Origin of the sequence: Methylobacterium sp. Leaf112 (genome assembly GCF_001423295.1) — a bacterium.
Lineage (GTDB): Bacteria > Pseudomonadota > Alphaproteobacteria > Rhizobiales > Beijerinckiaceae > Methylobacterium.
Map to the genome: position 1 here is coordinate 84,483 of NZ_LMNG01000033.1, position 26,497 is coordinate 110,979.

The 26,497-nt window shown below is 68.0% G+C and carries 13 protein-coding genes; 6 read left to right on the top strand and 7 right to left on the bottom strand.

The genetic code is table 11. The features are described from left to right. Positions 1–619 precede the first annotated feature (619 nt). Positions 620–1,054, top strand: a complete 435-nt coding sequence (locus ASF52_RS19855) for a helix-turn-helix domain-containing protein (protein WP_156368916.1) — start codon at positions 620–622, stop codon at positions 1,052–1,054. Between the two features lie 207 nt (positions 1,055–1,261). Here ASF52_RS19855 and ASF52_RS19860 read toward each other — a convergent pair whose 3' ends face one another. Both ASF52_RS19860 and ASF52_RS19865 read right to left on the bottom strand, forming a co-directional pair. Continuing rightward, complete coding sequence (locus ASF52_RS19860) at positions 1,262–2,632, bottom strand: HlyD family type I secretion periplasmic adaptor subunit (RefSeq protein ID WP_082515407.1); 1,371 nt, start codon at positions 2,630–2,632, stop codon at positions 1,262–1,264. Next, entirely contained in the window at positions 2,629–4,398 is a 1,770-nt protein-coding gene (locus tag ASF52_RS19865) for a type I secretion system permease/ATPase (protein WP_056176202.1), read from the bottom strand. The genes ASF52_RS19860 and ASF52_RS19865 overlap by 4 nt, the downstream gene beginning before the upstream one ends. Before the next feature lie 453 nt (positions 4,399–4,851). On the opposite strand from ASF52_RS19865, the gene ASF52_RS19870 reads away from it, so the two are divergent. Then, positions 4,852–14,982: a beta strand repeat-containing protein gene (locus ASF52_RS19870; RefSeq protein WP_162241040.1), complete on the top strand. Its 10,131-nt coding sequence runs from the start codon at positions 4,852–4,854 to the stop codon at positions 14,980–14,982. 609 nt (positions 14,983–15,591) lie between these two features. Here the strand turns inward: ASF52_RS19870 and ASF52_RS19875 are convergent. Next, positions 15,592–16,128: a PAS domain-containing protein gene (locus ASF52_RS19875; protein WP_244472953.1), complete on the bottom strand. Its 537-nt coding sequence runs from the start codon at positions 16,126–16,128 to the stop codon at positions 15,592–15,594. Between the two features lie 1,022 nt (positions 16,129–17,150). On the opposite strand from ASF52_RS19875, the gene ASF52_RS19880 reads away from it, so the two are divergent. Further along, the gene (locus ASF52_RS19880) at positions 17,151–18,875 is read left to right on the top strand and encodes an ABC transporter ATP-binding protein (RefSeq protein ID WP_056175918.1); all 1,725 of its coding nucleotides are present in this window, start codon (positions 17,151–17,153) and stop codon (positions 18,873–18,875) included. Between the two features lie 8 nt (positions 18,876–18,883). Here the strand turns inward: ASF52_RS19880 and ASF52_RS19885 are convergent, their stop codons facing one another. Both ASF52_RS19885 and ASF52_RS19890 read right to left on the bottom strand, forming a co-directional pair. Next, a complete protein-coding gene (locus ASF52_RS19885; RefSeq protein ID WP_056175921.1) occupies positions 18,884–19,540 on the bottom strand; it encodes a hypothetical protein in 657 nt (218 codons plus the stop codon). Positions 19,541–19,568: 28 nt separating this feature from the next. Beyond that, positions 19,569–20,177: a hypothetical protein gene (locus tag ASF52_RS19890; RefSeq protein WP_056175924.1), complete on the bottom strand. Its 609-nt coding sequence runs from the start codon at positions 20,175–20,177 to the stop codon at positions 19,569–19,571. A 119-nt stretch (positions 20,178–20,296) separates the two neighbouring features. Between ASF52_RS19890 and ASF52_RS19895 the strand changes: the two genes are divergently transcribed. Beyond that, on the top strand, positions 20,297–21,280 hold the full coding sequence (locus ASF52_RS19895; RefSeq protein ID WP_056175928.1) for a hypothetical protein: 984 nt from the start codon (positions 20,297–20,299) through the stop codon (positions 21,278–21,280). Here ASF52_RS19895 and ASF52_RS19900 read toward each other — a convergent pair. Both ASF52_RS19900 and ASF52_RS19905 read right to left on the bottom strand, forming a co-directional pair. Continuing rightward, complete coding sequence (locus ASF52_RS19900) at positions 21,268–22,455, bottom strand: glycosyltransferase family 4 protein (RefSeq protein WP_056176205.1); 1,188 nt, start codon at positions 22,453–22,455, stop codon at positions 21,268–21,270. The two genes, ASF52_RS19895 and ASF52_RS19900, sit on opposite strands and share 13 nt — an antisense overlap. Positions 22,456–22,463: 8 nt before the next feature. Beyond that, positions 22,464–23,528, bottom strand: coding sequence for a glycosyltransferase family 4 protein (locus tag ASF52_RS19905; RefSeq protein ID WP_056175932.1), 1,065 nt, complete (start codon positions 23,526–23,528; stop codon positions 22,464–22,466). Positions 23,529–23,576: 48 nt separating this feature from the next. On the opposite strand from ASF52_RS19905, the gene ASF52_RS19910 reads away from it, so the two are divergent. Both ASF52_RS19910 and ASF52_RS19915 read left to right on the top strand, forming a co-directional pair. Further along, entirely contained in the window at positions 23,577–25,631 is a 2,055-nt protein-coding gene (locus ASF52_RS19910; RefSeq protein ID WP_056175935.1) for an HAD-IIB family hydrolase, read from the top strand. Continuing rightward, a complete protein-coding gene (locus ASF52_RS19915; protein WP_056175938.1) occupies positions 25,621–26,496 on the top strand; it encodes a glycosyltransferase family 2 protein in 876 nt (291 codons plus the stop codon). Before ASF52_RS19910 ends, ASF52_RS19915 begins: the two co-directional genes overlap by 11 nt. Position 26,497 lies beyond the last annotated feature (1 nt).

Sequence of the window (26,497 nt, forward strand, 5' to 3'; positions counted from 1 at the left end):
CGACGCGCCTTGTGCGCCCGTCCAGGGCATTGGCCGCTCCGTCCAATCCATTATAATTTTACACCTTTTCGAAATACCGCAAAAAAATAAACTCAACCGCTGGCGCCGTTTGCCATACCCTCCAAATCATGGCTGTTTCCCGATCCAAATTTCAATTTGTTTGTCTTGATCTTAGTATCAGGTCATCCTGAACCTAGTTTATTTTGAGGATTGCTTGCTACCTAAGTATTTTGAAGTTTACTCCAGACCGAGTGGCATGCTGGCCTTCGGGCTTATTTGCCTGTAGGAGTGCCGGTCATACCTGGGCGGGCGAAGTCCGTGCACATCGAATGGCCGGGGGGCTTGGTATTCAGCGTCGACCAAGTCTCCATACACGCAAAACTTGCATTATCCGAAGCGAGGATGTAGCAAAGACAATAATGGTGAGTTTGCGGCAAAAAGTTCGATCGGTGAATTTAACCTATGATCGGGTATCTGCTGGCGAACACCTTAATGTGAAACCCGGGTTGGATTGGCGCTTCGCTGTTTCTCCCTTACAGCTCGCCGCGGATCAGAGTTCCAGGCATGTGCGAGGCTTGGAGAACGTGACGAATGGGTTTCTGGTAACTGGACGGCGTTCGTGAAGCCAGTGACAAAGACCAAGATCGAGCAAGACGTTATGGCTGAGCCGAACAAAGAGTTTGCCGCAGGTGAGATTGGTCACCGCATCAAATCCTTGCGGCGTTCGGCTGGCCTGAGCCAAGCCAATCTCGGTAACGCGCTCGGCGTGACGTTCCAGCAGGTCCAGAAGTACGAAAGCGGTCGTAGCCGGATCGCGGCCGATAAGCTTCACCAGATCGCTCAGACGATGGGTGTCGATATCAGCTACTTTTACGATGGAAAGCCCGAGAACAGCGCAGCCGAGCGGGGCGCTTTGGCTTCTCCCGTGAGCTCGAGCGCCAATGCAGAGGATAAGATCTTCAGGGATTCGTTCGAGAAGATCCGGGATCCGCGCGCACGCTATCTCCTGTCCGAGCTTGCCCGCGTGATTTGCGAGATCGAAGCCGGACGGTAGCGTACTGAGGCCGGTCCGGCCCGCCGCGAAGTCACGGACGCGTGCGCTGGGGCGAGCGTGGTCCGCTTCACCCTCCCGTCTTGCGAGTCCCCCTCCGTTTCTCCGAACCGACAGCGAGCCCCTCGGTTGCCCGAGGGGCGAAGCGGCGCGGTACTGAGCCGAACCCCCGGGCTCGCCTCAGTACCATGACCGGACGAAAGCCACGGTTCAGCGTTCCCGCCAAGCCTTGGCGACCTGATCCCCCAACGGCTTGAGGAGATACGAGAGGACCGAGCGCTCGCCGGTTTGGATGTAGGCTTCCACCGGCATGCCTGGTACGAGGCGCACCTTGCCCAGGCGATCACGCTGTGCCTCGGGCACGCGGATCCGGGTGGTGTAGTAGCTGACCCCGGTTTTCACGTCCTGGCTCACATCCGCCGAGATGCGGGTCACGAGACCGTCGATCTCGGGTGTGACCCGCTGGTTGAAGGCGGGAAACCGCAGCACGGCCTCCTGATCGAGATGGACGTTGTCGATCTCCTGCGGCTGGATCCGCACCTCGACGGCGAGGCTGTCGGCATCGGGCACGATCAGCATCGCGGGTTCGCTCGGGACCACCAGGCCGCCGACGGTGTGCACTGTCATCTGATGCACCACGCCGTCCTGCGGCGCGCGCAGGTCGGTGCGTTTGAGCTGGTCCAGGGCCGCGACGCGCTTCTCCGCCAGCTCGGACCAGCGCCCGCGAATGTCGGCGAGTTCCTTGCCGACTTCGCCGCGCATGTCCTGATCGATCTGCAGGATCTGCAGCTCCGTCTCGGAGATCTTGCCCCGTGCCTGAGCCTGCGCGGCGATGAGCTGACCGCGCTCGCCCTTGAGACGGGCAGCATCCCGCTCCAGGGCCGTCACCCGCGAGAGGGCGACGAGGTTCTTCGCCCGTAACTCATGGACGCCTACGAGTTCGTCACCGATGAGGGTGATCTCCTGCGCCTTGGCGGCGGCCTGTTCGGTCAAGCCGCCGATCTCCTGCCGGATCTGGAGGACCCGCTGCTCCAGCTGAGCCTTCTGGCCCTCGCGCCCCGACCGCCGCGTCTCGAACAGGCGAACCTCGCCGTCGATGAGCTGGGCGACGGCGGCGTCCGCGGATCGGCGGGCGACGAGTTCGTCGGGAAACCGGATGTACGGGGTCCCGTCCCGTTCGGCCTCGTTCCGGGCCCGGCGGGCGCTCAGCTCGTCCATGGCCTTGAGGACGATGTCGAGGTTGGCCCGAATCTGGGTCTCGTCGAGGGTGATGAGGATGTCGCCGGCGGTGACCCGGGATCCGTCGCGGACTCGGATCGTACCGACCACGCCGCCGGTCGGATGCTGGACCTTCTTCACGTCGCTCTCGACCACGAGTTGGCCCGACGCCATGACGGCTCCGTGGATGGGGGTGAAGGTGGCCCATCCGCCGACGCCGAAGACCAGCACGGAGATCACAGCGGAAACGCTGAGAAGGTGGACGCCGATGGATCGATCCGCGTCGAACGGCCGGGCACCGGCCCCGCTGGGAGACGGAACCACCGGAGTGGGGATTGTGGGATTGGGGATCGCGGAGGTCATGCGCGTGCCTTGAGGTTCGCTTGCGGGGCGGGGTCGGCCTGGACCGCGGGGGGGCGTTTCGATGCGCGGACGCTCGGCACGGCCGTCGGGCGCATCAGCTGCTTCATGATCTCGTCCTTGGGGCCGAAGGCTCGCGCCCGGCCCTCTTCCATGACGAGGAGGAGATCGACGGCCGCGAGGGCGCTCGGCCGGTGGGCGACGACGACGACGATGCCGCCGCGCTGCCGCACGCTGAGCATGGCGCGGGTGAGAGCGAGCTCACCCGGCTCGTCGAGGTTGGCATTGGGTTCGTCGAGGACGACGAGGAACGGATTGCCGTAGAGCGCGCGCGCCAGCCCGATCCGCTGGCGCTGGCCGGCAGAGAGGTTCGCGCCGCTCGGTCCGATCTGGGTCTCGTAGCCCTCCGGCATCCGCAGGATGAGATCGTGCACGTCGGCCGTGCGGGCGGCGGCGATCACCGCCTCCGCATCGGGGGAGGGGGACAGCCGGGCGATGTTCGACGCGATGGTTCCGGCAAAGAGCTCGGCGTTCTGCGGGAGGTAGCCGATATGACGGCCGAGGCTGTCCGCGTGCCACTGGTCTAGGGTGGCGCTGTCGAGGCGGATCGAACCGCGGGCCGGGGTCCAGACACCCACCAGAGCACGCGCGAGGGTGGATTTGCCCGATGCGCTCGGGCCGATGATCCCGACGCCCTGACCGGCCTTCAGTCCGAAGCTCATGTCGGAAACCACCACCCGTTGGGTGCCGGGCGGCACGAGACAGGCCTGCTCCACGGTCAAAGCCTCGCGCGGGGCGGGAAGCTCCAGGGTGCCGGCCTCCGGGGCGAACCGGGTCAAGATCTCGTTGAGTCGGGCCCATCCCTGTTGGGCGGCGACGAATCCCTTCCAATGGGCGATGGCGATCTCCGCCGGGGCCAGGGCCCGGGAGACGAGGATCGACGATGCGATGATGATGCCGCCCGTGGCCTGGCCCTGGATCACCAGATAAGCGCCGAGCGCCAGGACCCCGGACTGCAGGATCATGCGAAACACCTTCGAGGCGGTGCCCAGCGCCCCGGCGATGTCCGAGACGCGGCGCTGTCGGCTGAGGTAGGATCTGCTCTCCTCGCTCCAGATCCGTGCGAGGTTCCGTTGCATGCCCATGGCGTGCAGCACCTCCGCATTGTGGCGCCCCGCATCCGAGAGTTCGTTGCGGCGTGCGCCGTGCCGGGTGGCCTCGCGCTGCGGCTGCCGGGTGAGCCGGTCCGTCAGCAGGGTCAGCACCGCCAGGATCACCGCACCGGCGAAAGCCGCGAGCCCGATGAGCGGATGGAACAGGAAGCAGATCGCGAGGTAGACCGGCAGCCAGGGCAGATCGAAGAACGCCGTCGGTCCGAGGCCCGAGAGGAAATTGCGGATCTGGTCGAGATCCCGCAGCGGCAGCAACCCGTCGCCACCGGTCGGTGACTTCAGCGGGTAGCGCACGACCGCGTCGAACACACGGGGCGCGACTGCCTCGTCGAGGGAGCATCCGATCCGGGCGAGCACCCGTCCGCGGATGAGCTCGATAATCCCCTGGAACAGGAACAGGGCGAGGGCGAGGGCGCCGAGGCCGATGAGCGTCGGAATGGAACGGGCCGGGATCACACGGTCGTAGACCTCCAGCATGAAGAACGACCCCGTCAGGTACAGGACATTGACGACACCGCTCATGACCGCGACGCCGAGGAAGGCACGTCGGCAGCGCAGGAGCGCTCGCCTCAACTCGGATGTTTGATCCGCTCGCATGCCAGATCGCCTCTCGATGGTGATGATGCGGGAGTATGGCGAATGCATTCGCCTCTATATCGTTAATTTGAGCGAATTCGGTTGTGCTAATTCGCCTAGAGCAGAGATGGGCACAACCATGACGAACGGGCGACTGTTAAGACATTCCTAAAATGCCGACCCGTGAACCGGAAAATCCGAACACGATCGGCAGTTAAAATCCGATCTTTACCGTTCATTCACAATAATTGGGACGAGTAGCGTACAGATCGGCAAAATCAGGAAAAATAATGGCTTAGGCCCGGATCGGGCTTGAGGCCGGACTGTTCTTCTGTAGGTTGATATATGCAACCGGGCCGTGGATGCTTCGAGGCCCGCCGAGACGCGCACCAAGTTCATTCAGGCATCGTCATCCCCGCCCGGAGGTCCCTCCGCGGCGCATGCGGGAACGTGCCTCAGAAACGGGAAATGCAGATGGCCGGCACCCTCGCACTTGTCCTCGCCCCGACGAGCGATACGGGCCTTCCGCTCGATGGGCTCACCCGGCGCAACGGCGTCGATGTCGGCATCGTCGGCCTCAATCTCCTTGGTGGTCCGATCACGATCTTCGACGATCGCGACAACAGCGGCACCCCCGGGACCGGCGAGATCCTCGCGACCGTTCCGGCGGGACTCCTCGGCACCTCACTCTCGTCCGTGCGCCTCAACTTGTCGGAGGGCACGCACAACCTGCGTGCAACCCAGAGCGCGACCCTGCTCGGCATCACCACGACGACGACGTCGTTGGCGCTTCCCGTCCGCGTCGACACCACCGGACCGACCATCGTCTCGGTCAACCAGCTCGATACCCTCGATCCCCTGGGTCTTCTCGATCTCGTCGGTGTGCTGCGCTACGAGGTCACCTTCTCGGAGCCTGTGCTCGGCCTCACGGCCAACCTCTTCCAGGCGACGGGAACGCTGCCGGGCATCCACCTCGTCACCCTCCTCCCGACCCTGAGCCCCAACACCTACATCGTCAGCGTCGGCCTCGGCCTCGACGGCGTCAGCCTCGACCGGCGCGCCGGCACCCTGGGTCTCGCGCTCAATCCGTCGAATCTCTCGGGCGTGACGGACCTTGCCGGCAACGGCCTGCGCGGCGCCGATTTCGCTCTTCTCGCCCCGGTCAACATCGGTCCGGCGCGTGAGACTGCGACGGCCGACTTCAACGGCGACGGGCTCGGGGATGCGGCCTTCCTCGTCAACAACACCGTGGTGGTGACGCGGGGCACCGGCACCGGTTCGCTCGGTGCGACCCAGACCGTGACCATCGCGGCGGGGCAGAACACCATCGCGACGGGCGACATCACGGGCGATGGCCTCGCCGATATCGTCACCGCCGGCAATGGCACGGTTCAGATCCTGAAGCAGGGCACCGACGGCACCTTCACGGTCACCAGCCGCGCGACCGCGAACGCGGACGGCGCCTTGATCGCCGACGTCAACGGCGATGGCTACGCCGACCTCGTCGTGAAGGGTCTCGCGGGCGGCACCGCCACCGTGCTGACGAACAACGGCACCGGAACCTTCAGCGCCGGGACGGCACAATCCTTCGGGGTCCGCCCCGATGCCTTCGTGGCCGCCGACTTCAATGGAGACGGTCGCATCGATCTCGCGGCCCTGGCGGACAACGGCACCCAGATCGCGGTTCTCACCCAGGCGGCCAACGGCACGTTCGCACGCTCGACCCTGACCGTCGGCGCCAGCGCCGGCGGCCTTGCGGCCGGCGACCTCAATGGCGACGGCCGGGCCGAGATCGTCTCGTCCGGCACGGGCGGCACCCTCGAGATTCGCGGCAGCTCCGCCGCCGGGACGATCCAGACGACCCTTCAGGCCGGGGCGGCCGCCACGGATATCCGCATCGGCGACACCAACGGCGACGGTCGCCAGGACATCCTCTACGCCGGCGCGGACGGCAATGTGCGGGTCGTCTACGGCGACGGCGCCGGCAACTTCTCCGCCCCGGTCATCCTCGAGACCCAGGCTGGCCTCGGCGCCCTCGCCCTCCTCGACATCAACGGCGACGGCCGCCAGGATCTCGCCCTGGCGAGCGGCACCACCGGCACCCTGCAGGTCGGCACCGGCATTCCGGTCGCGGGTGTGCTCGGCTCCGTCTACAACCTCGTCGCGCCGGGGCCCGTTCAGACGGTCACCGCCGTGCGGGTGGCAGGCGACAACGTGGTCAACATCGCTGAGGCGGCCGCCGGAACCGTCCCCGTCACCGGGACCCTCGCGGGGCCGCTCGGCGCGGGCGAGACCCTGGCCGTCCGTCTCGGCGGCACCGTGACGCCGCTCACGGGTGCCACGGTCGTGACGGCGAACGGCGTCACGACCTTCTCGGGCATCATTCCGGTCCTGCAGGCGTCCGGCGACGTCAGCGTCCTCGTCCAGCGGACCGACGGCGCCACCTCCGCCGCCCTGAGCCAGGCGGTTACCGTCGATCTCGTGAGGCCCACCCTCTTGAGCGTCACCTCACCGGACGCCGCGTTGACCAAGGACACGGTGATCGATTTCACCCTGACCTTCTCCGAGGCCGTCACCGGCCTGACCGCGGCCAATCTCGGTCTCACGGGTACGGCCGTCACCACGACCCCCGGGGGCCTCGTTCCCACCGTCGTGACGGCGGATGGCGGGCGCACCTACACGGTCACGGTTCCGGCCGCCACCGCCGAAGGCACACTCGGCCTCACCTTCAACCCCGCCGGGATCGTCGATGCCGCCGGCAACGCCCTGCCGGGCGTGTCCGCGCCCGTCGGCCCCATCCTCACCCTCGATCGCACCGCGCCGGTCCTGTCCGTCCAGCCCATCGCCGGGAACGGCGTCCTCTCCCAGGCCGAACTCGCTGCCGGCGTGGTTCTCGAAGGGACTGCGGCCGGTCTCGCCGCCGGCGCCACCGTGACGGTGACCATCACCAACGGCGCCGGCACCGCGGTTCTCACCACGACTGCAGCCGTGATCGACGGCGCTTTCGCCCTGCCGCTGGCGGCGGGGGCGGGCACGGCCCTGACGGACGGATCCTATGCCGTTTCCGTCAGCGCCACCGATGCCGCGGGCAACGTCGCCATCCCGGCGCTCGCCAATCTCACCATCGATCTCACCGCCGATGCCGGCACACCCTTCACCCTCGGCGTCAACGGCGGCCTGCCTGTCGGTGCCGGCGTGATCGCCGCCGTGCCGGTGGCGGTGAGCGGTCTCGATGCGGGCGCCATCGCCGCCGTCACCTTCACGGATGTGAACGCAAATACGGTCACCGCCACCCTGGGGTCGAACGGCAGCGCCCTGGTTAACCTCTCCGGCCTCCTTGGTCCGGTCACCTCGTCGATCGTGCTCACCGATCCGGTGGGCAACACCGCGCCCCTCACGGGCCCGGCCCTGACAATCGATCTCATCGCCCCCGTCGGCACGGCTGTCCTCGGCGCTCGGGCGGCCGCAACGGTCTCGTTCGACGTGACCTTCCCCGAGACCGTCACGGGGCTCGACACAACCGACTTCCAGGTCGTCGGGACCGGATCCATCGTCGGCACCGTCACCCAGGCGACAGCGAACGGAGCCGGCGGCTACACCGTCGTGGTCGGCAACCTCTCGGGTGCCGGAACCCTCGGCCTCGCCCTGTCCGCCAACGCGAACATCGTGGACACCGCCGGCAACCTCGCGACACTTTTCCCAGTCGTCCCGGTGTCCCTCGATCTCGTGCCACCGCCGAGGCCCGTCATCACGGGTCTGGTGAGCGACGGTGGTGGGGTTCCGAACGGTTTCCTCACGGTGGACACCACCCCGACCCTGTCCGGCACCACGGAGGCGGGAAGCACCGTCACGGTGACCTACAAGGGGCCCGGCGGAGCGACCGGGATCCTCGCGGCCACCGTCGATGGGGCCGGTAACTGGACGGCCACGGTGCCGACCGCCCTCGCCAATGGCGGCTACGCCTTCACGGCGACGGCCCAGGATCTCGCGGGCAATGTCAGCCTTCCCACTGCGCCGAAGGTCGTCACCATCGACACGCCGACGGCTCTCCCCTTCACCCTCGCCATCGATTTCGACGGCAACATCATCAACCGAGCGGATGCGGCGGGCCTGTCCTATACCCTCGGCGGTCTGCCCCCCGGCGCCGTCCTGTCGGTGACCTTCACGGACGCGGACGGAACGCAAGCCGTGGTCCCGCTCGTCAACGGAGGCGGTACCCTCGATCTGTCGGCCCTCGACGGCCTCGTGACCTCGAGCCTCACCTATACGGTCCAGAACGGCATACCCGCAATTCTCGTCGGGCCGGGCGCGATCTTCGACACGGTGCTGCCGACCGTCCCGACGATCCAGGGCTTCGCCTCCGCCGGGCCCGTCGCGGTGACGGCGACGAACGATCAGACCCCGATCCTCGTCGGCACCGGCGAAGCCGGGTCCATCGTCACCGTGGTGGTCGGTGGACAAACCCTGACGGCGGAGGTCGACACCAGCGGCAACTGGCGCATCCCGGTGACCACGGCCCTCGGCGCCGGGACCGTGAGCCTGACCGCGACCGCACAGGACGCCGCCGGCAACGTCAGCGCCCCGTCCGTCGGCCTGCCCGTGACCATCGATCTCCTGGCCGACGGGGATGCGACACCCCTCAGCGTCACCCTGAATCTGCCGGCCGACCGCCTTCTCAATGCTTCGGAGGCCGCAGCCCTCGTCGGAACCGTCTCGGGCATCGATAGCGATGCCACCGCGACGCTCACCTTCACGGGGCAGGGCGGAACCGTGTCCGTCGTCCTCACCAATGGACCGCTCCCGCCCGTCGACCTGTCCGGCCTCGGCGGGACCGTGACGGCGAGCGTCTCCGTGGTCGACCTTGTCGGCAACCGTGCGACCCTGCCGCTCGACCCCATCACCATCGATGCCGTGGCTCCGGCGGCCATCATCGTGGCCGACCCGGCCGCCCCCGCCGGCGCCACGAGCCTCACCTACACGGTCACCTTCCCGGAGGCGGTGGCGAACCTCGACCGTACCGATTTCGTCCTCACGGGCTCCGGGACGGCGGCCGGTACGATCGTTTCCGCGACGGAGATCAACGGCACATATGTGGTCACGGTCGGCAATGTCACCGGGACAGGGTCCCTCGCCCTCGGGCTCGCGGGCTCGTCCAACATCGCGGATCTCGCCGGCAACGCCGCCATCGTGGCCCAGGCCGGTCTGCATCTCGTCAACGTCCCCGTGGTGGTCCAGCCGGGCGATCTACCCGTCATCGCCGCCATCACGGCCGATTCCGGCGCCCCTGGAGATTTCATCACCAACGATGCGGACCCCGTCGTCAGCGGCACCGCTCTGGCCAACGGCACGATCACGCTGACCTATACGGATCAGGCCGGTGTGCCGGCCAGCGTGACCGTGCGGGCCAATGGCAGCGGCGAATGGTCGGTCCCGCTGCCGTCCCTCGGCGACGGCACCTATGCGCTGACGGCGACCCTCACGGACGCCTTCGGCAACGTGCTCGGCACCTCCGCCAGCCGTCCCCTGGTGATCGATACCGTCGCCGATGCGGGCTTGCCGGTCAGCCTCGCCGTGTCCGCCACCGCCGATGGCGTGATCGACGCGACCGAGGCGACCATGGTCTCCTACACGGTGGCCGGCCTCGACGTCGGCAGCACGGCCATCGTCCGCTTCGCCCTCGGCGCATTGGTCAAGGACGTTCCGATCTCTGCCGACGGTACCTTCATGGTCGATCTGTCCGGCTTCGACGGAACGGTCGCCACCAGCCTGATCGTCACCGATCCGGCGGCGAACACCGCGACAGTCGCGGGCAACGCCATCCGGGTCGAGACCACGCCGACGGCCCCGCCCATCATAACGGCCGTGGTCACCGACACCGGTACGCCCGGGGACGGGATCACCTACGACAACACGCCGGTCCTCACCGGCACGGCGGAGGCGAATGCCGCAGTCCTGGTCACCGTGAGCGGGCCGGGCGGTGTCCAGACGATTCCGACCATCGCCACTGGCGGCGTCTGGAGCGTCACGGTGCCGACCCTCGTCGACGGCGCCTACACGGTGACCGCGTCGGCCACGGGTCCCAGCGGCCTGCCGAGCGCCAGCACGGCGCCGTTCGCCCTCACCATCGACACGAACGCGGACGTGGTCCCCCTGGTGGCCGTGCAGTTCGCCTCCGGCGATACCCGCCTCGGCGCAAACGAGGCCGGTGCCGTGACCTTCGAACTCACGGGCCTCGACACCGGATCATCGGGAAGCATCCTGTTTACAGACGGCCGGACCACCGTCACGGTTCCGATCGCCGCCAACGGGACTTACACGGCCAATCTCTCGACCCTGTCCGGTTCCATCACGGCGGAGGTGGTTCTGGCCGATGTCGCCGACAATTCCACTAGGGCAAATCTCGCCCTGCCGGCGGGTCTGACCGTGGACGTGGTGGCTCCGCAGGGCACGGCCGTGGGCGATCCTTCCGGCGGCGTCACGGTGGCGAGCTTCACCTACGCGGTGACCTTCTCGGAGGCCGTCGCGAACGTCACGGCAGGTGATTTCGCCCTGTCCGGCCCCCCCGGTCTCACCGGCGAGATCACGTCGGTGACGGGCTCCGGTGCAAGCTACGTGGTCACGGTGGCGGGCATCCAGGGAACCGGGCTGCTGACCCTCGGCCTGGCATCCGACTCCGACATCGCCGATCTCGCCGGCAACCTCGCCACCCTGGTACCGGCCACCCGCCTCGTCACCGGCGTCGCTCCGGTCCAGCCGGTCATCACCGGCTACACCGTCGACACCGGCGTGCAGGGCGATGGCGTCACGTCCGACCAGGCTCCCACCCTGTCGGGTATTGGCTTGGCGAACGGGACCGTCACCATCACCGATACGGCGTCGCCCGGATCACCGTCCGTGCAGGCGACGGTCGCGGCGAACGGCACCTGGAGCGTCACGCTCCCGACCCAGTCGGACGGCGCCCACGCGTTCGTGGCGAGCCTCGCCGATGCGAACGGCGCCCCCATCGGGACGTCGGCGCCGCTTCCCCTGACCATCGACACCACCGCCGATGGTGGTGCCGTCGCGACCCTGTCCGTGGATCCCGGCGGAGATCAGAGGATCGATGCCGCCGAGGCCGGAACCGTGGCCTTCACCGTGGCGGGCCTCGACCCGGACGCCATGGGAACGGTGACGTTCCGCGACGTCACCCATGGTCTGACGGTCATGGATGTCCGCAACGGGACCTACACCGTGGACCTGTCGAGCTTCGCCGGTCCGGTTTCCTCCGTCCTGGCCATTCAGGACGCCGCCGGGAACTCGATCACCCGTGACGGCACCGCGGTGGTCGTCGACGCGGTCGCTCCGATCGGGACCGCCATTCCGTCCACGCCGACGGACACCGGCGCCACCGGGTTCACCTACACGGTGACCTTCCCGGAAACGGTCCTCGACGTGACCCTGGACGACTTCGTCCTCGCGAGCACCGGGACCGCGGCGGGGCGGATCGTCTCCGTCAGCGGCACCGGCGGCACCTATGTGGTGTCGGTGCTGGACGTGACCGGCACCGGTACCCTGTCGCTCGGCCTCGCCGGCACTTCGGACATCGCGGACGGGTTCGGCAACGGCGCCACCCTGTCGGCGACGTCGCGATCGGTGGCGATCGGCGCCACCCCGCCACCGGCGCCGACCTTCATCACCGGCTATGACGTGGATAGCGGCATCCCCGGCGACGGCATCACGCGCGACACCACCCCGATCCTCTCGGGGACCGCCGCGCCGGGTGGCACCGTCACGGTCGTCTACGTCGAGGCCGGCGTGCCGAAATCCGTGACCGGTCCGGTGGACGGCACCGGTCAATGGACCCTCGCGATCCCAACCCTGACCGATGGCAGCTACAGCTTCACGGCGTCGGCGGTCACGGCCGCGAACGTTCCCTCCGGAACGTCCGTGCCCCTGGCTCTGACCATCGACACCATCGCGGATGCGGTGCCGGCCGTGTCGCTCAGCGTGAACGGCCCAGCGGGCGGTAGCCTGACCCCGGCCCAGGCGGCGGCCGTAGGATTCACGGTCGCGGGCCTCGACGCCGGCTCCTCCGCCCTGGTCACCTTCACCGACGGGTCGAATACGGTGCGGGTCAACGCCGGGGCGGACGGCACCTATCAAGCCGACCTGTCGGGACTGACCGGAACCGTCACCTCCACCTTCGCGGTCTCCGATACTGCCGGCAACACCGCATCGGGCAGCGGCAACAGCCTCGTCATCGGTCAGACCGGCACAAACCCCCAGAACCCCAACCCGCAGAACCCCAACCCACAGAATCCGAATCCTCAAGACCCCAATCCCCAAGATCCGACGACTCCCCCGATCGTGCCTCCCGGCACGGGCACGGAGCCCGGTCAGAACGCTCCGCCCTCCGTCGTCGCCCCGGTGGTCGTCGGCCTCCAGCCCGACACGGGTGTTCCCGGCGACGGCATCACCAGCGATCCGACGCCGACCGTGACGGGAACCGGTACGCCCGGTGCCCTGGTCACGGTGACCTACACCGACGGGACCGGCCCCCGCACCGTCACGGTGCCGGTCGGTGCCGACGGCAGCTTCACGGCGCCGCTGCCGAATCTGGCCGATGGGAACTACAGCGTGGTCGCCGCAGGGCGTGACGCGGCGGGCAATGTACTGCAGGCCGGCCAGCCCTTCACCGTCGTCGTCGACACGGTGGCGGATACCGGCCCGGCCGTCGCCCTCAGCATCGAGCCGACTGCGGACGGGGTGATCAACGCCCGGGAGGCCATCGACACGGCCTACACCGTGTCCGGCCTCGATGCCGCAGCGGTCGCCCTGGTGACGTTCACGGACGGGACGCACGCGCTCACCACCCGGGTCACCGCCGATGGACGCTACGCCGTCGACCTGACGGGCCTGAATGGGCCGGTGACGAGCGCCGTGCTCGCCACCGACGCCGCTGGGAACGAAGCCCGGGCCACCGGCAACGCCGTGACCCTCGACACCGTCGGCCCCGCCGCTCCGGTGGTCACGGGCTTCACCGAGGATACGGGACTCGTCGGCAACGGCGTCACCGCCGATACGACGCCGACGCTTCTCGGCGCCGCCGAGCCCGGCAGCACCGTGTTCATCGCCTATGAGACGCAGGGCGGACCCCGGACGGCCACGGTGGTGGCGGGAACCGACGGTCTCTGGAGCGTCGAACTGCCGCCGTTGCCGGAGGGAAGCTACGCCTTCACGGCCAGCGCGACTGATGCGGCGGGCAACCGCGGTCCGGCCTCGATCCCCTACGGCCTCACCATCGATCCGCGCGACGCCGGACCGGTGGGAAGCGGTGGCGGGAATGCGACGGACGGCGGCAACCTCGCGCCCACACCGGTTTCGGATGGGATCGCGACCGCGACCCACGCGGCTGCGGTGATCGGCAACGTGCTCGCCAACGATACCGACCCCAACGCGGGTGACAGCCTGCACGTCACCGCCGTGCGGTTTGCCAGCGGCATCACCGTGGCGGTCCCGGCGGACGGTACGACCACGATCCTCGGCGAGCACGGGACGCTGCACATGGCGGCCGATGGCAGCTACAGCTACCAGGCCATCGGTTCGAGCAACCTCGGTGCCGGCGGGCAGTACACCGAAGTCTTCACCTACACGGTCTCGGATGCGAAAGGCTTGTCCACTTCGGCGGGGCTTTCCGTCTCCCTTGGCAGCGCGGTTCCGCCACAGAATCTCGCGTTCGGCTTCGCCTTCAGCGAGGCGCGGGTCGACCTGAAGGGGGAAACCCTGGTTCTCACGGCCCCCGACGGGACCCAGCACGACCTGAATGGAATCGGGACCTTGACCTTCACCGACGGGTCGATCCGGCAGAACGACGGGCACGGAGTGGTGGACGACGTCTGGTACCTGTCGCACAACCTCGATGTCTGGGCGGCGAAGATGGACGCCGACACCCATTACGCCACGTATGGCTGGCAGGAGGGGCGAGACCCCAACGCCTACTTCTCGACCCTCGAATACCTCGGCACGAACACGGATGTCGCGGCTGCCGGCCTGAACCCCCTCGAACACTACGTTACGTACGGCGAGCGGGAAGGGCGCAGCCCCAGCGCGCATTTCTCGGCGGATGCCTACCTCTCCCTTAACCCGGATGTGGCGGCGCACGGTGACAACGCCCTGGAGCATTACTTCCAGTACGGGCGCGGCGAGGGCCGGAACGTTCAGGAGGGGGAGAACGACCGCGGCCATACCGGGGCCTTCGATCCAGGATTCTACCTCACGCAGAACCCCGACGTTGCCGCAGCGGCGGCCGCGGCTGCGCCCCTGACCGTCACCCCGTCGGACTACGCCTTCCGGCATTACCTGAACTACGGCGCCGACGAGGGGCGCGCTCCGAACGCCCTGTTCGACCCGGGCGCCTATCTCACCGCCTACACGGACGTGGCGGAGGCGGGCCTCAATCCCCTCCTTCACTACGAGGAGTTCGGCTGGCGCGAGGGGCGCAACCCCGGCCCGGCTTTCGACACCAACGCCTATCTCGAAAACAACCCTGACGTGGTGGCCGCCAATATCGATCCGCTCCAACATTTCCTCGATTACGGGATGAAGGAGGGACGCCTGCCGGGTTGATCGGAGAATCATCCCCAACGGCTCGGGGATAGGTCCATCGCCGAGCCGCTGCCGGGTGCCATTCGAACCATCGCTGTCGATCAGTCTTCAGGGCAGCGAATTCAAAGCAGATAAATGGATAAAATGCTCGATGCGAGCATGATGAGCAGAAATATCGCTTAAACTGCAATAATTAACGGTCGTATTAACTATCCTATGGCTTTGACGGGCACATGTTGTTCCACCAGACGTTGAGATGGGGACGCGTATTCAAGGGTTCTAACTTCATAAATCGAAACACGCGATCTGGAGTTTGCTGATGTCGTATTCGATTTTTGTCAGACGAATCGATCCTGCCCAATGTTGCATGCCGGAGGTTCTGGCCTGCGAAATCGAGAGCGAGGGAGAAGCCTCTCGGATCGTGCGGCACCTCGCGACCTCGTTCGGAGAATTCGGCCTCGACACGTGCCGGAGCGTCTACTGGTTTCGCAACACCGGTGGCCTGCACGAGATCTGGTCTGCCGCTTCGGCTTGAGGCCAAACGGCGACTAGAGCGAAGAAATACGCGAGCTTTCGAGGGGGTTCGATGGTCTCGCAACGAACCTCCGGAAGTCATCGCATCTTGACGGGTCAGGGCCTCGATCTCCGCGCCAGGACGCATCCGATCTCCAGCAGGAGCATGTCGACCATGAGGGCCAAGTGGGTGTCACCGCTCCGCCGGATCGCCGCATGGGCGCGCATGCAATGGTCGGCGGCCTGATGAAGCGGGTCGGTGTCGGCCTCGACATCGGGCGGCGCCAGGGCCCGGTGGGCGTCCGTTGTGTCGATGTAGGTTCCATGTCCACGCATCACACCGGTCGCGTCGCGGTGGAGATGCCCGCGGTTCAGGATCCACCGGATTTCACCGGATGCGGTCAGGACACGAAACTCGGCCGCAACGGGGCCGCCGATCTCACGCACATGGCGGACCCATGCGAACACCCACTCGCGGTCGTCGGGGTGGATGCGTGCGAACGCGACATCGAGGGGGATCGGCTTGCCCGCGATATCGGGATTCCCCGCAAGCAAGGCGGCGGCCCCCTCGTCCAGCAGGGAGAGGCCCGCGGCGACATCGGTGTTCCAAGTTCCGACGATGCCCGCAGCCTCGGGGGCGAAAACGTTCGTCATCGCTGATAACATCCGTCCCTCGCTGTTCTAGATCAAACCGTCTTTCCAAATCTGTTTCGACGGGCCCTCGACTACCGGGCACCGCATTACGCTGGGCACGATTGTTGCGGTGTTCGGTCTCGCCCATGCGTCGATCGGACGCCGTTCTGTAGCCGTCGGATCGGTGCACCACGTTGAAATACCAACCGTGGATGTCGGCCAATCATCGAAGTCTCGCCCATGACCCTGACCTCAGAAATGCGTGTTCTTAGGCATCGGCACCGGTTGGGATATCCACCGATGAGATCTGCAATGAACCCATGATGTGCGAAAAATTTTCCAATCCGATTTATACTCAGCAATTGCAACGCGCCAGAGCGTCGCTTGGTACCAAAAAGTCTACCAACTCTTTAATGTACAAAATCGTACATGAATACGATTTGGATAAACTTGATTGTTTCTCCGAATCTTGGCGATTATTTTATCGAATCGACCTGCCTCATAGCACTCGGCGATGCCGAACCACTTGTAACGTTCGAGATAGTCGACCTCTCGAAAGCATTGAATCATAGCATCGCGGAATCTACGCAAGGGCTTGACAGCACGATGCACCAATCGGAGGTTCCGTCGTCAATAAGCCGGAGAAAAAATCAAATGATCGTACCGTCAGAATAACGGTAAACGATTGTAGACGCAGGTCGCCCACGCCGAATTGATTAGCGAAAATTTATAAACGGGCCTGCCGCGTCGTCGAACACAGGGCCTCGGCCCGGGTGGCCCCCGCGTTACCCGGCCTCGCCGGGCTGGTGGACAGGCATCTGCGACCCTTCGTGGCCCTTGCGCCATGCCCGCTCGGGGATAGCCCCCGTGTCTGGTGCGGCGGCGCCGGCTGCGTTAGGAGCCCCCGGGACAAACCGTGTCCCCCGTGCCGGCGGCCGCCGACGGCGGCGCACCAGTTGCCTGCGCCACCGGCTTCCGTGCCTGACCATCTGCGGGAGGGCCTGTTCCGCCCTTCACTCTCCAAACGCCTGACCGGGTTTCCGATGCTGAAGGCCTTTTTCGCCTATTACCGGCCGCACCGGACCCTTTTCCTCGCGGATTTCGGCTGCGCCGTCCTGTCCGGCCTGTTCGAGCTCGGCTTCCCCATGGCGGTGAAAGCTTTCGTCGACGTGCTGCTGCCGCGCCAGGACTGGCAACTCATCCTGCTCGCTGCCCTCGGCCTGGGGCTGGTCTACCTGGCCAATGCCGGCCTGATGGTGGTGGTGACCTACTGGGGCCACGTGCTCGGCATCAACATCGAGACCGAGATGCGGGCCCGCGCCTTCGACCACCTGCAGAAGCTCTCGTTCCGGTTCTACGACAACCAGAAGACCGGCCACCTCGTCGCCCGCGTGACCAAGGACCTGGAAGAGATCGGCGAGGTCGCCCATCACGGCCCCGAGGACCTGTTCATCGCGGTGATGACGCTCTTTGGCGCCTTCGCCCTGATGCTGTTCGTGCACCCGCCGCTCGCCCTGATGACGGCCGCGATCCTGCCCGTGATCGCCTTCGTGACGCTGCGCTACGGCGGACGCATGACCCGGAACTGGCAGGCGCAGTACGGCCGCGTCGGCGCCTTCAATGCCCGCATCGAGGAGAATGTCGGCGGCATGCGCGTGGTCCAGGCCTTCGCCAACGAGCCGCACGAGCGGCGTCTCTTCGCCTCCGACAACGCGCGCTACCGGTCCACCAAGCTCGAAGCCTACCGGATCATGGCCGCCAGCCTGTCGATCAACTACCTCGGCATGCGCCTCGTCCAGATCGTGGTGCTGCTCGGCGGTGCCGCCTACGTGGTGCGGGGCGAACTCACCCCCGGCGGCTTCGTCGGCTTTCTCCTGCTGGTCGGGGTGTTCTACCGGCCCCTCGAGAAGATCGGCGCCGTGGTCGAGACCTACCCCAAGGGGATCGCGGGGTTCCGGCGCTACGCCGCGCTCCTCGCCACCGCGCCCGACATCGTCGACCGCCCGGGCGCCGTCGCGGCGCCGCCCTTGCGCGGCGACATCCGCTTCGAGGGCGTCCGGTTCGGTTACGCGGAGGACCGTCCGGTCCTGTCCGGCCTCGACCTCGCCATCCGGGCGGGCGAGACCGTGGCGTTCGTCGGCCCCTCGGGCGCGGGCAAGACCACCCTGTGTTCCCTGATCCCGCGCTTCTATGAGGTCGACGCCGGGCGGATCACGGTCGACGGCTTCGACATCCGCGACGTGACCCTCGCCTCCCTGCGCCGCCAGATCGGCATCGTGCAGCAGGACGTGTTCCTGTTCGCCGGTTCGATCCGCGAGAACATCGCCTACGGCCGCCTCGATGCCGACGATGCGGCTATCCGCGCGGCCGCGAGCCGGGCTCGCCTCGACGGGCTACTCGCCGGCCTGCCCGAGGGGCTCGATACCCTCATCGGCGAACGTGGGGTCAAGCTTTCCGGCGGCCAGAAGCAGCGCCTCGCCATCGCCCGCGTGTTCTTGAAGAACCCGCCGATCCTCATCCTGGACGAGGCGACTTCGGCCCTCGACACCGAGACCGAACAGGAGATCCAGCGCTCGCTCACGGACCTCGCCCGGGGCCGAACCACCCTGGTCATCGCGCACCGCCTCGCCACCATCCGGCAGGCCGATCGCATCGTCGTCGTGGGAGAGGCCGGCATCGTCGAGCAGGGGCCGCACGAGACCCTTCTGGAGGCCGGTGGCGCCTACGGGAAGCTCTACGCGGCGCAGTTCGCGCAGGGGCGGCGGTAGACCGTCCGTCAGCCCTCCGGCGTCCCCGAGATCCAGAGCGCATGCGCCGGTCCCGTCGCCGTGTCGGGCTTCGCCGCCCCGATGAACACGATCAGCGGCCCGTACGCGGTCTTGGGCGGATGGTAGAAGTCGAGCAAGCCGGGATGCAAGGCCTGCAGGAATCGCGGTGGCCGCTCGGCCGCGCGCAGGAAATGGTCGATGACGACCTGATCCCCGTGCACGGCGTTCGGCACCGGGCCGCACGAGCCCGGCGCCATCCAGTGCTGCGGATCGGTGGCGAACCGCTCGTACAGGAAGGCGAGATCGTCCGCGTGCCACCGCACGAAGGCGCTGGAGACCCTGCCCTTGTGGAAGTAGTCCTCCATGGTGGCAAAGCCCGGTTCGGCCAGCGCAGACGCATCGCCCGCGAACACCGTGTCGAGGTCGCACAGCACCGTGGTACCCGTCGCAAGGCCCGGCCGGAACGCCTCCATCTTCGACCACCAGGTGGGCCAGTCGTGCCGCAGCGGCACGATCTCGACCCCCGGACAGGCGATGGTGCGATCGGTCAGGCAGACGATCCGGTCGAAGGCCGGTGCGAACCGGCGGGCGCCGGCAGCGAGACGCTCGACCCAGACCGCATCGTAGCGGCCCCCATGCTTCAGGACAGTGAGGAGGGTGGCCATGGGCGATCCGGGTGAAAGGGAGCGGACGTCAGGACGCGATAGGCGGATGGAGTCGCAGGCGCCCGTCCGCCTGGGCTTCTTCGAACCAATGCCGTTCGGCGTCCCACGGGTGCCCCGGCCACCCGGCGAACCCGAATCCGTAGACATCGATGGGCGGCAGCGACGGGGCGCGCGCGTCCAGGATCGCAAGGGCGACGAGCAGACCCGTGCTGGGGTTCGGCGGCCCGGAGGTTCGAGGCGCCAGCACGGCGTGAGCGCGCGCATGCAGCGCGCGGGTCAGGGTATGCACGGGGCGGCCGGTAAGGCGGTCCCGAAGGGGCGCCGTCCAGCACACGCGTTCGGACGCGCCTTCCTCGTCGGGCGCGAGTTCGGGAAACGGCAGCAGGAACCGCGCGGCTCGCCGGATAGCCGGGCGTGCGGTAAAGCCGTCCTCCTCGACCCAAGCCCGAGCCTGCCCGCCGCGATTGACGAGGGCGAGGAGGGTCACGCGCGTGCCCGCCGGGCCGCCGAAACCGGGTGCGTTGTTGAATCGCACGATCGATGCCGACGCGTCGATGGCCTGCCCCCGGTCGCCGAGCTCGGGGGCATTGCCCACGAGGGCGAGGCTCGGGGCGTTGAAATCCGGGATGGACGGCATGGAACGGGACGCCTGCGGACCTGAAAGTCGAGCCGGGTCATAAGAGATGCGGGGTTCGCCCCGACAGTGTACGCAGCGTCGCGCCGAACAGTCGGGCAGGGGCAGGAGCGACCGGAACCATGCGACGCTGTTTCGTCTGCCTGGCCGATACCCTGGAGCCGACGGACCGATCGATCGCCTACGAGGACGGTGTCCGGCGGAGGTTTCCGGTCGCCTGCGCCTCCTGCGGTGTACTGTTCGAGCGCGGTGCCGACGAAGCGGCATGCTGGGACCACCTCGCGGCGCATCTCGCCGGTGAGACGTTCCGACTCGCGCCGGACGCGCCCTACGGCCTCGACCTCTACACCTTGCGCACCGCCGCGACCCGGCTCGCGCGGGGCATCCGTGCCCTGAGCGAGGACGACCGCGCGGCGCTTCTGCGACCGCATGCCGAGCGTGCGGCCCGCGGCGGCCTCGTCGACCTCGCGGCGATGCCAAAGGCCCCGGTTTCCCTCGGGGTTCTCTGCCGACCCGACGACCTGCAATCCGTCCTGGGTGGCCTGCCGCCGCACGCGGCCTGGACCCGGGACGTGGCTGTGCTCGTCGATGCGCCGGAGGCTCCGCCGGAAACCAGCGCGCTGGCCGGATTTCCGCCCGGCGCGGTACGGGTTGCGGCGCGTCCCCTCGCGGGTGATTTCGCGGCCCAGCGCAACGCGCTCCAGGCCCTCGCGCGGCAGACCTGGATGCTCCAGCTCGACGCCGACGAAGCGCTGTCGCCCGCCACCGCCGGGCTGCTTCCGGCGCTCGCCGCGCTTGCGAAGGAGGGCGCCGCCGTGTCCATCGGACTGCCCCGGCGCAATGTCGTCGATGGCGTGCTGTCGGACGTGTACCCGGACGTGCAGTACCGCCTCAACCACGCGACGGTGCGCTTCCAGGGGCGCGTGCACGAGCGGCCGGATCTCGGCGGCGACTGGCGCCGAAGCATCATCGCCCTTCACGGCTCCATCGATCATCGTCTGTCGCGCGCCCACGTGGCGGCGCGCTCGATCCGGTACGAGGCCCTGGACCCCGGCCGCGGACGCGTCGAGGAGGCGGCGGCCCTGTTGCAGGTCTATCGACTCTGACGCGCCGCCGCGATGGCGCGCTCGTAGAGCGCCAAAGTCTCGCTCCCGAGGCGCGCCCGGTCGAAGGCCCCGCTCGCCGCCAGGGCCCGCGCGCGCAGTTTTGTGCGCAGGTCCGGGTCCCGAAGCAGCGGCCGGATGGCGTCGGCCAGCGCCGCACCGGTCGCTTCCTGTGCGAGCAGGCCGGCTCCCGGCCGCCCGACGAAGGCGCGGGCGCTGGCATCGGCTGCGCAGGCCACCACCGGGCGGCCGTAAGCGAGGGACTCCTGATAGACGAGGCCGAAGCTCTCGTAGCGGGAGGGCGCCAACACGAGGTGCGCTCGCCCGTAGGATTCGGCGAGGGATGCCGCGTCGATGCGACCGAGGGGGCGCAAGTGCCGTCGTGCCAAAGCCGAAACGCCCTGCGGAAGGTCGGCTTCGGAGACGCCCACGAGATCGACGACGAAGGGCGGTACGATGCCGGCCTCGCACTCGGCCCCGAGCAGCGCGGCGGCATCGAGGAGAAGGTCGAAGCCCTTCCGGGCCTCGGCCCGGCCGACGAACAGCAGCCGCACCGGAGCCTCCACGGCATCGGGGTAGGGTGCGGTCCGGCCGCGTTGGAGCATGTCCGGCGGCAGGCTCAGGCCGATCACGGCGTGAGCCTGCCGGGGCGGGATGCCGTAGAGGCTCGCGATCCGGGCCGCGTGGTCGTCCGTGTTCGAGATCAGGCCGTCGCTGCCGCGCGCCTGCCAGCGCTCCAGCCGGTCGGCGGTACGGCCGTCGAGGCGGTCGCGGAGGGACGTCGCGGGACCGCGCGTGAACGCGGCCGGGGTCGAGTTGCGTGTGACCAGCGGCGATCCCGACCGCGTCAGGAAGGCGGCCGGCGCATACCAATTCGTGGCCTCGATGCAGTCGAAGGGCTGCCGTGCGTGGGCATCCAGAACCGCCCGGTAAAACGCCAGCGGCGCGGCGAGGTGTCCGGCCGAGCCCCACAGGCGCAAGCGCGCCAGGGCCGAACCCGGCACGAGGCCGATGCCCCGCACGGCGACACCGCCGGCCTCGCCCATGCCGATGCGGTCGAGGGTGAACACCGTGACGGCCACATCCCGAGCCGCCAGGCTTTCGGCGATCTCCCGCGCGGCGGTGGAGAGGCCGCTCGGGGCCGGCGGGTAGTCCCAGGCGAGCAGCGCCGTGCGCACGATTTCGCTCACGCGGAGAGCAGCCGGCGGTAGATCGAAAGGTAATCGGCTGCCATGCGCTCGGATGTGAAGCGTGCCTCGAAGCGCTTCCGGACGCGCGCCCGGTCGAGGTCTCCCACGCGGGCGAGCGCCGCCACTGCCTCGGCCTCGGACGAGACGATGAAACCCGTGATGCCGTCCTCGATGATTTCCGGCACGGAGCCACGATTCCAGGCGATCACCGGCGTCCCGCAGGCCATGGCCTCGATCATCACCAGGCCGAAGGGCTCGGGCCAGTCGATGGGAAACAGGAGTGCCCGCGCATCGCCAAGCAGCCGACCCTTGGCGGCGTCGTCCACCGGACCGACATAGACCGCGTCGTCGGCGAGGAGCGGACGCACGGCCCGGTCGAAGTAGTCGGGGTTGCCGACATCGACCGTGCCGGCGAGACGGATGGGCAGGCCCGCCGCACGTGCGACGCGAATCGCCGTATCGGGGCGCTTCTGATCGGTCATCCGGCCGACGAAGGCGAGGTGGCCCTTCGGATTCGAATTCAGGGCGTAGCGGTCGCGGGCGATGCCGTGGTGGACGATGCCGGCCCTGTTCGCCGCCGGGACGCCGGCTTCCTGTGCCGCCGAGATCGCCGCCACCGGCAGATCGGGGAAGCCGGCGAAGAACAGTGCCCGGTCGCGCTCGTCCACCCGCCAATGCACCGTCGTCAGGCTGCGGCATCGGCGCGCGCCGAGGATCGCCGCATGGGCGAATTCGCCGTGGCAATGCACGATGTCGAAGCTGTCGAGCCGGCGGGCAAGCGCTTCCATCTGCAGAGCTTCCAAAGCGGAGGGCACCCCCGGTGCGACCTGGCCCTCGCGGGCTTCGAGGGCGGCGAGACTGGGGTAATCCCCGACCCTTGGTATATCTGTCGCACTGTCGGACGGCGCGAACAGCGTTACCTCCACGCCGAGGTTCTGTAGGGCTACGCTCAGATCGTGAACGACGCGCTCCGTCCCCCCATGGTGCAGGGGCGGCGTCGGAAAGATGTTGGGGGCAACCTGTGCGACACGGATCGCGGATGATATTTCGGCTTTAGACATGAATTTCGTCGAGTTTCCCACGCGTCATCTTGTGACACCTTGCCTTTGATGTTCGTTCTTCATATCGCGCTTCAGGGTTGTCTTCGTGGCGAAGATGTCGCTTACGGGCTCACGGCGGATACGGGCGGTCATATCCGCTACCTACTGGATCTGGTCGAGGCCTGCGCGCAGGACACCGAGATCGCCCGGATCGTGATCGCGACCCGCCTGTTCGGAAGCGCGTTCGGCGACGCCTACGCCGTGCCCGAGGAGCCCGTGTCGAGCAAGGTGACCATCGTGCGACTCGCGAGCGCGTCGCCGGGCTACCTGCCGAAGGAGGCGCTCCACGCCGAGGTGGAGAGCCTGTCGGACGCTCTGGTCGCCTGGATCCTGGCGCAGCCGACCCGTCCCGACGTGATCCACGCCCATTATGCCGATGCCGCCGTCGTCGCGGCGAACGTCGAGGACCGACTCGGCATTCCGTTCGTGTTCACGGCTCATTCCCTCGGGCGTGTGAAGGCGAGGGCGCTCGGATGCCCGGCGACGGACACGCCGGCGCTCGACCACCGCATCGCGGCCGAAGAGACGGGTCTCGCGCGCGCGGCCCTCGTCATCGCGTCGTCCCGCGACGAAGCGGAGGTCCAGTACGCGACCTACGCAGCCTACGATGCCGGCCGCATTCGCGTCCTGCCGCCGGGAAGCGACCTCGCACGCTTCCAGTCGGCTCGGACCTGCGCGCGGGTGGACGCCACCCTCGACCGGTTCCTGCGCGAACCCGGGAAGCCGGCACTGCTGGCGCTCGCCCGTCCGGTGGCGCGCAAGAACCTCGCCGCCCTGGTCACGGCCTACGGAGAGAGCCCCGAACTTCAGGCCCGCGCCAACCTGATTCTCGTCGCGGGAACCCGCGAAAACCTCGATGACCTCGACGGCGGCATGGCCGAGACCATGCGCGAGTTGCTCGTACTCATCGATCGTTACGATCTCTACGGGCGGGTGGCTTATCCGAAGACCCACCGCCCGGAGGACGTGCCGGCGATCTACGCCTATGCCCGCACCCGGGGCGGGGTCTTCGTCAATCCGGCCCTGAACGAGCCTTTCGGCCTCACCCTGCTGGAGGCTTCGGCCGCAGGGCTCCCCCTGGTGGCGACGGACAGCGGCGGTCCCAACGATATCGTCGAGACCTGCGGCAACGGGCTCTTGGTCGATCCGCGCGCGCCCACCGAGATCGCGCGGGCCTGCCTGCGGATCCTCGACGAGCCGGGCCTGCGCGAGCGTTTCGTCGCCGGTGGCGCGCGGGCGGCCGCCGCCTACGATTGGGACCGGCACGCCGCGCGCTATCACGCCCTGTTGCGCGCCCTTTCCGTCGCCGAGCCGCCCCTCAGCAATCCGCGCCAACTGCTCATCTGCGATATCGACAACACCCTGGTCGGTTGCGAGGCGGGCCTGAAGGCCTTCAGTCAGTGGCGCAGCGAGCAGGAAGGCCTGGCCTTCGGTGTCGCCACCGGGCGCTCGTTCCACAGCGCCATGGCGATCCTGGAGCAGCAGGCGAGCCCGCGACCCCAGGTGATGATCACCTCCGTGGGGTCGGAAATCTATCACCTCGACCCCAACGGGGTGAGCTACACGGCCGACCGGACTTGGCGGGATGTGGTGTCCCGCGGCTGGGACCGGGCGCGCGTCCACGCGGCGCTCGCCGAAGTCGCGGGCCTCGTGCCGCAGGGGCCCCTGGAGCAGCGGACGCACAAGCTCAGCTATTTCGGGGACGTCGCCACCGCCCGGCAGGTGCAGGCGCGGCTCGACACGGACGGCCTCGCGGCCACGATCATCCACAGCCATGGCCGCTACCTGGACGTCCTGCCGCCGGCGGCCTCGAAAGGGACCGCCGTCGATCGCGTCCGTGCCCTCTACGGTCTCGCTGAAGCCGATGTGTTCGTGGCGGGCGATTCCGGCAACGATGTCGAGATGCTGCGTGCCCGACGGCAGGCGATCATCGTGGCGAATTTCTCCGACGACCTCGCGAGCCACGCGGCGCTCGCCCATTCCTACGTCGCCCGCGCCACCCATGCGCGCGGCGTCATCGAGGGCGTCGCCCATTTCCGGAAAAGTCCGGCGCATGCCATCTGATCGAGCGGCCGGCGTCAGCGTCCTCACCCTGGTGCGAGGCCGCGACGCGCACCTGCGTAACCTCATGCTCGGGCTCGCCGGGCAGACGATGCCCCCCCTGGAACTCGTCATCGCCTGGATGCAGCCGGAGCCCGCGCTGGATCTGCCGGATGCCGGCTGTCCCGTCCGCCACCTCCACGTGCCCGGGGAGCCGATGCCGCTCGCCGCCGCCCGCAACAGGGCCGCCGCTGCGGCGCGGGGCGAGCGCCTGATCTTCCTCGACGTGGACTGCATCCCGGGCCCGGGGCTGGTCGCGGCCTATGCGGGTGCCGAGGCGGAGGGGCTTTTGCTCGGCGAGGTGCTCTACCTTCCCGAAGGCGCCATCGGTCCGCACCTCGATTGCGCAGCCCTCGACCGGGTCGGGCGGGTGCATCCGGCCAAACCCTCCATTCCCGCCAGCGGCCTGCGCCGGGAACCCGAGGCGAAGGAACTCTGGGGCCTGTCCTTCGCCCTTCCGGCCCGCGCCTACGCGAAGATCGGCGGCATGGATGAGGGCTATGTCGGCTACGGTGGCGAGGAGACGGATTTCGCCGTGCGTCTGGCCGCGTCCGGCGTGCCGACCGACTGGATCGCCGGCGCGCGCGCCTATCACCAGCATCACCCCGTCCACGTGCCGCCCCTGCCGCACTTCGATTCCATCCTGCGCAACGCCGCCCGCTTCCACGCCCGGCACGGGACATGGTGCATGGAGTACTGGCTCGGCCAGTTCCGCGACGCCGGGCTCATCGGTTGGGATGCGGACGCGCCCGCGATCCGCCGTCTGCGCGCGCCGTCGCCTGCCGAGATCGCCGCCGCCCGCCGGCCCGGCACCTGCCTGTTCTCCTGAC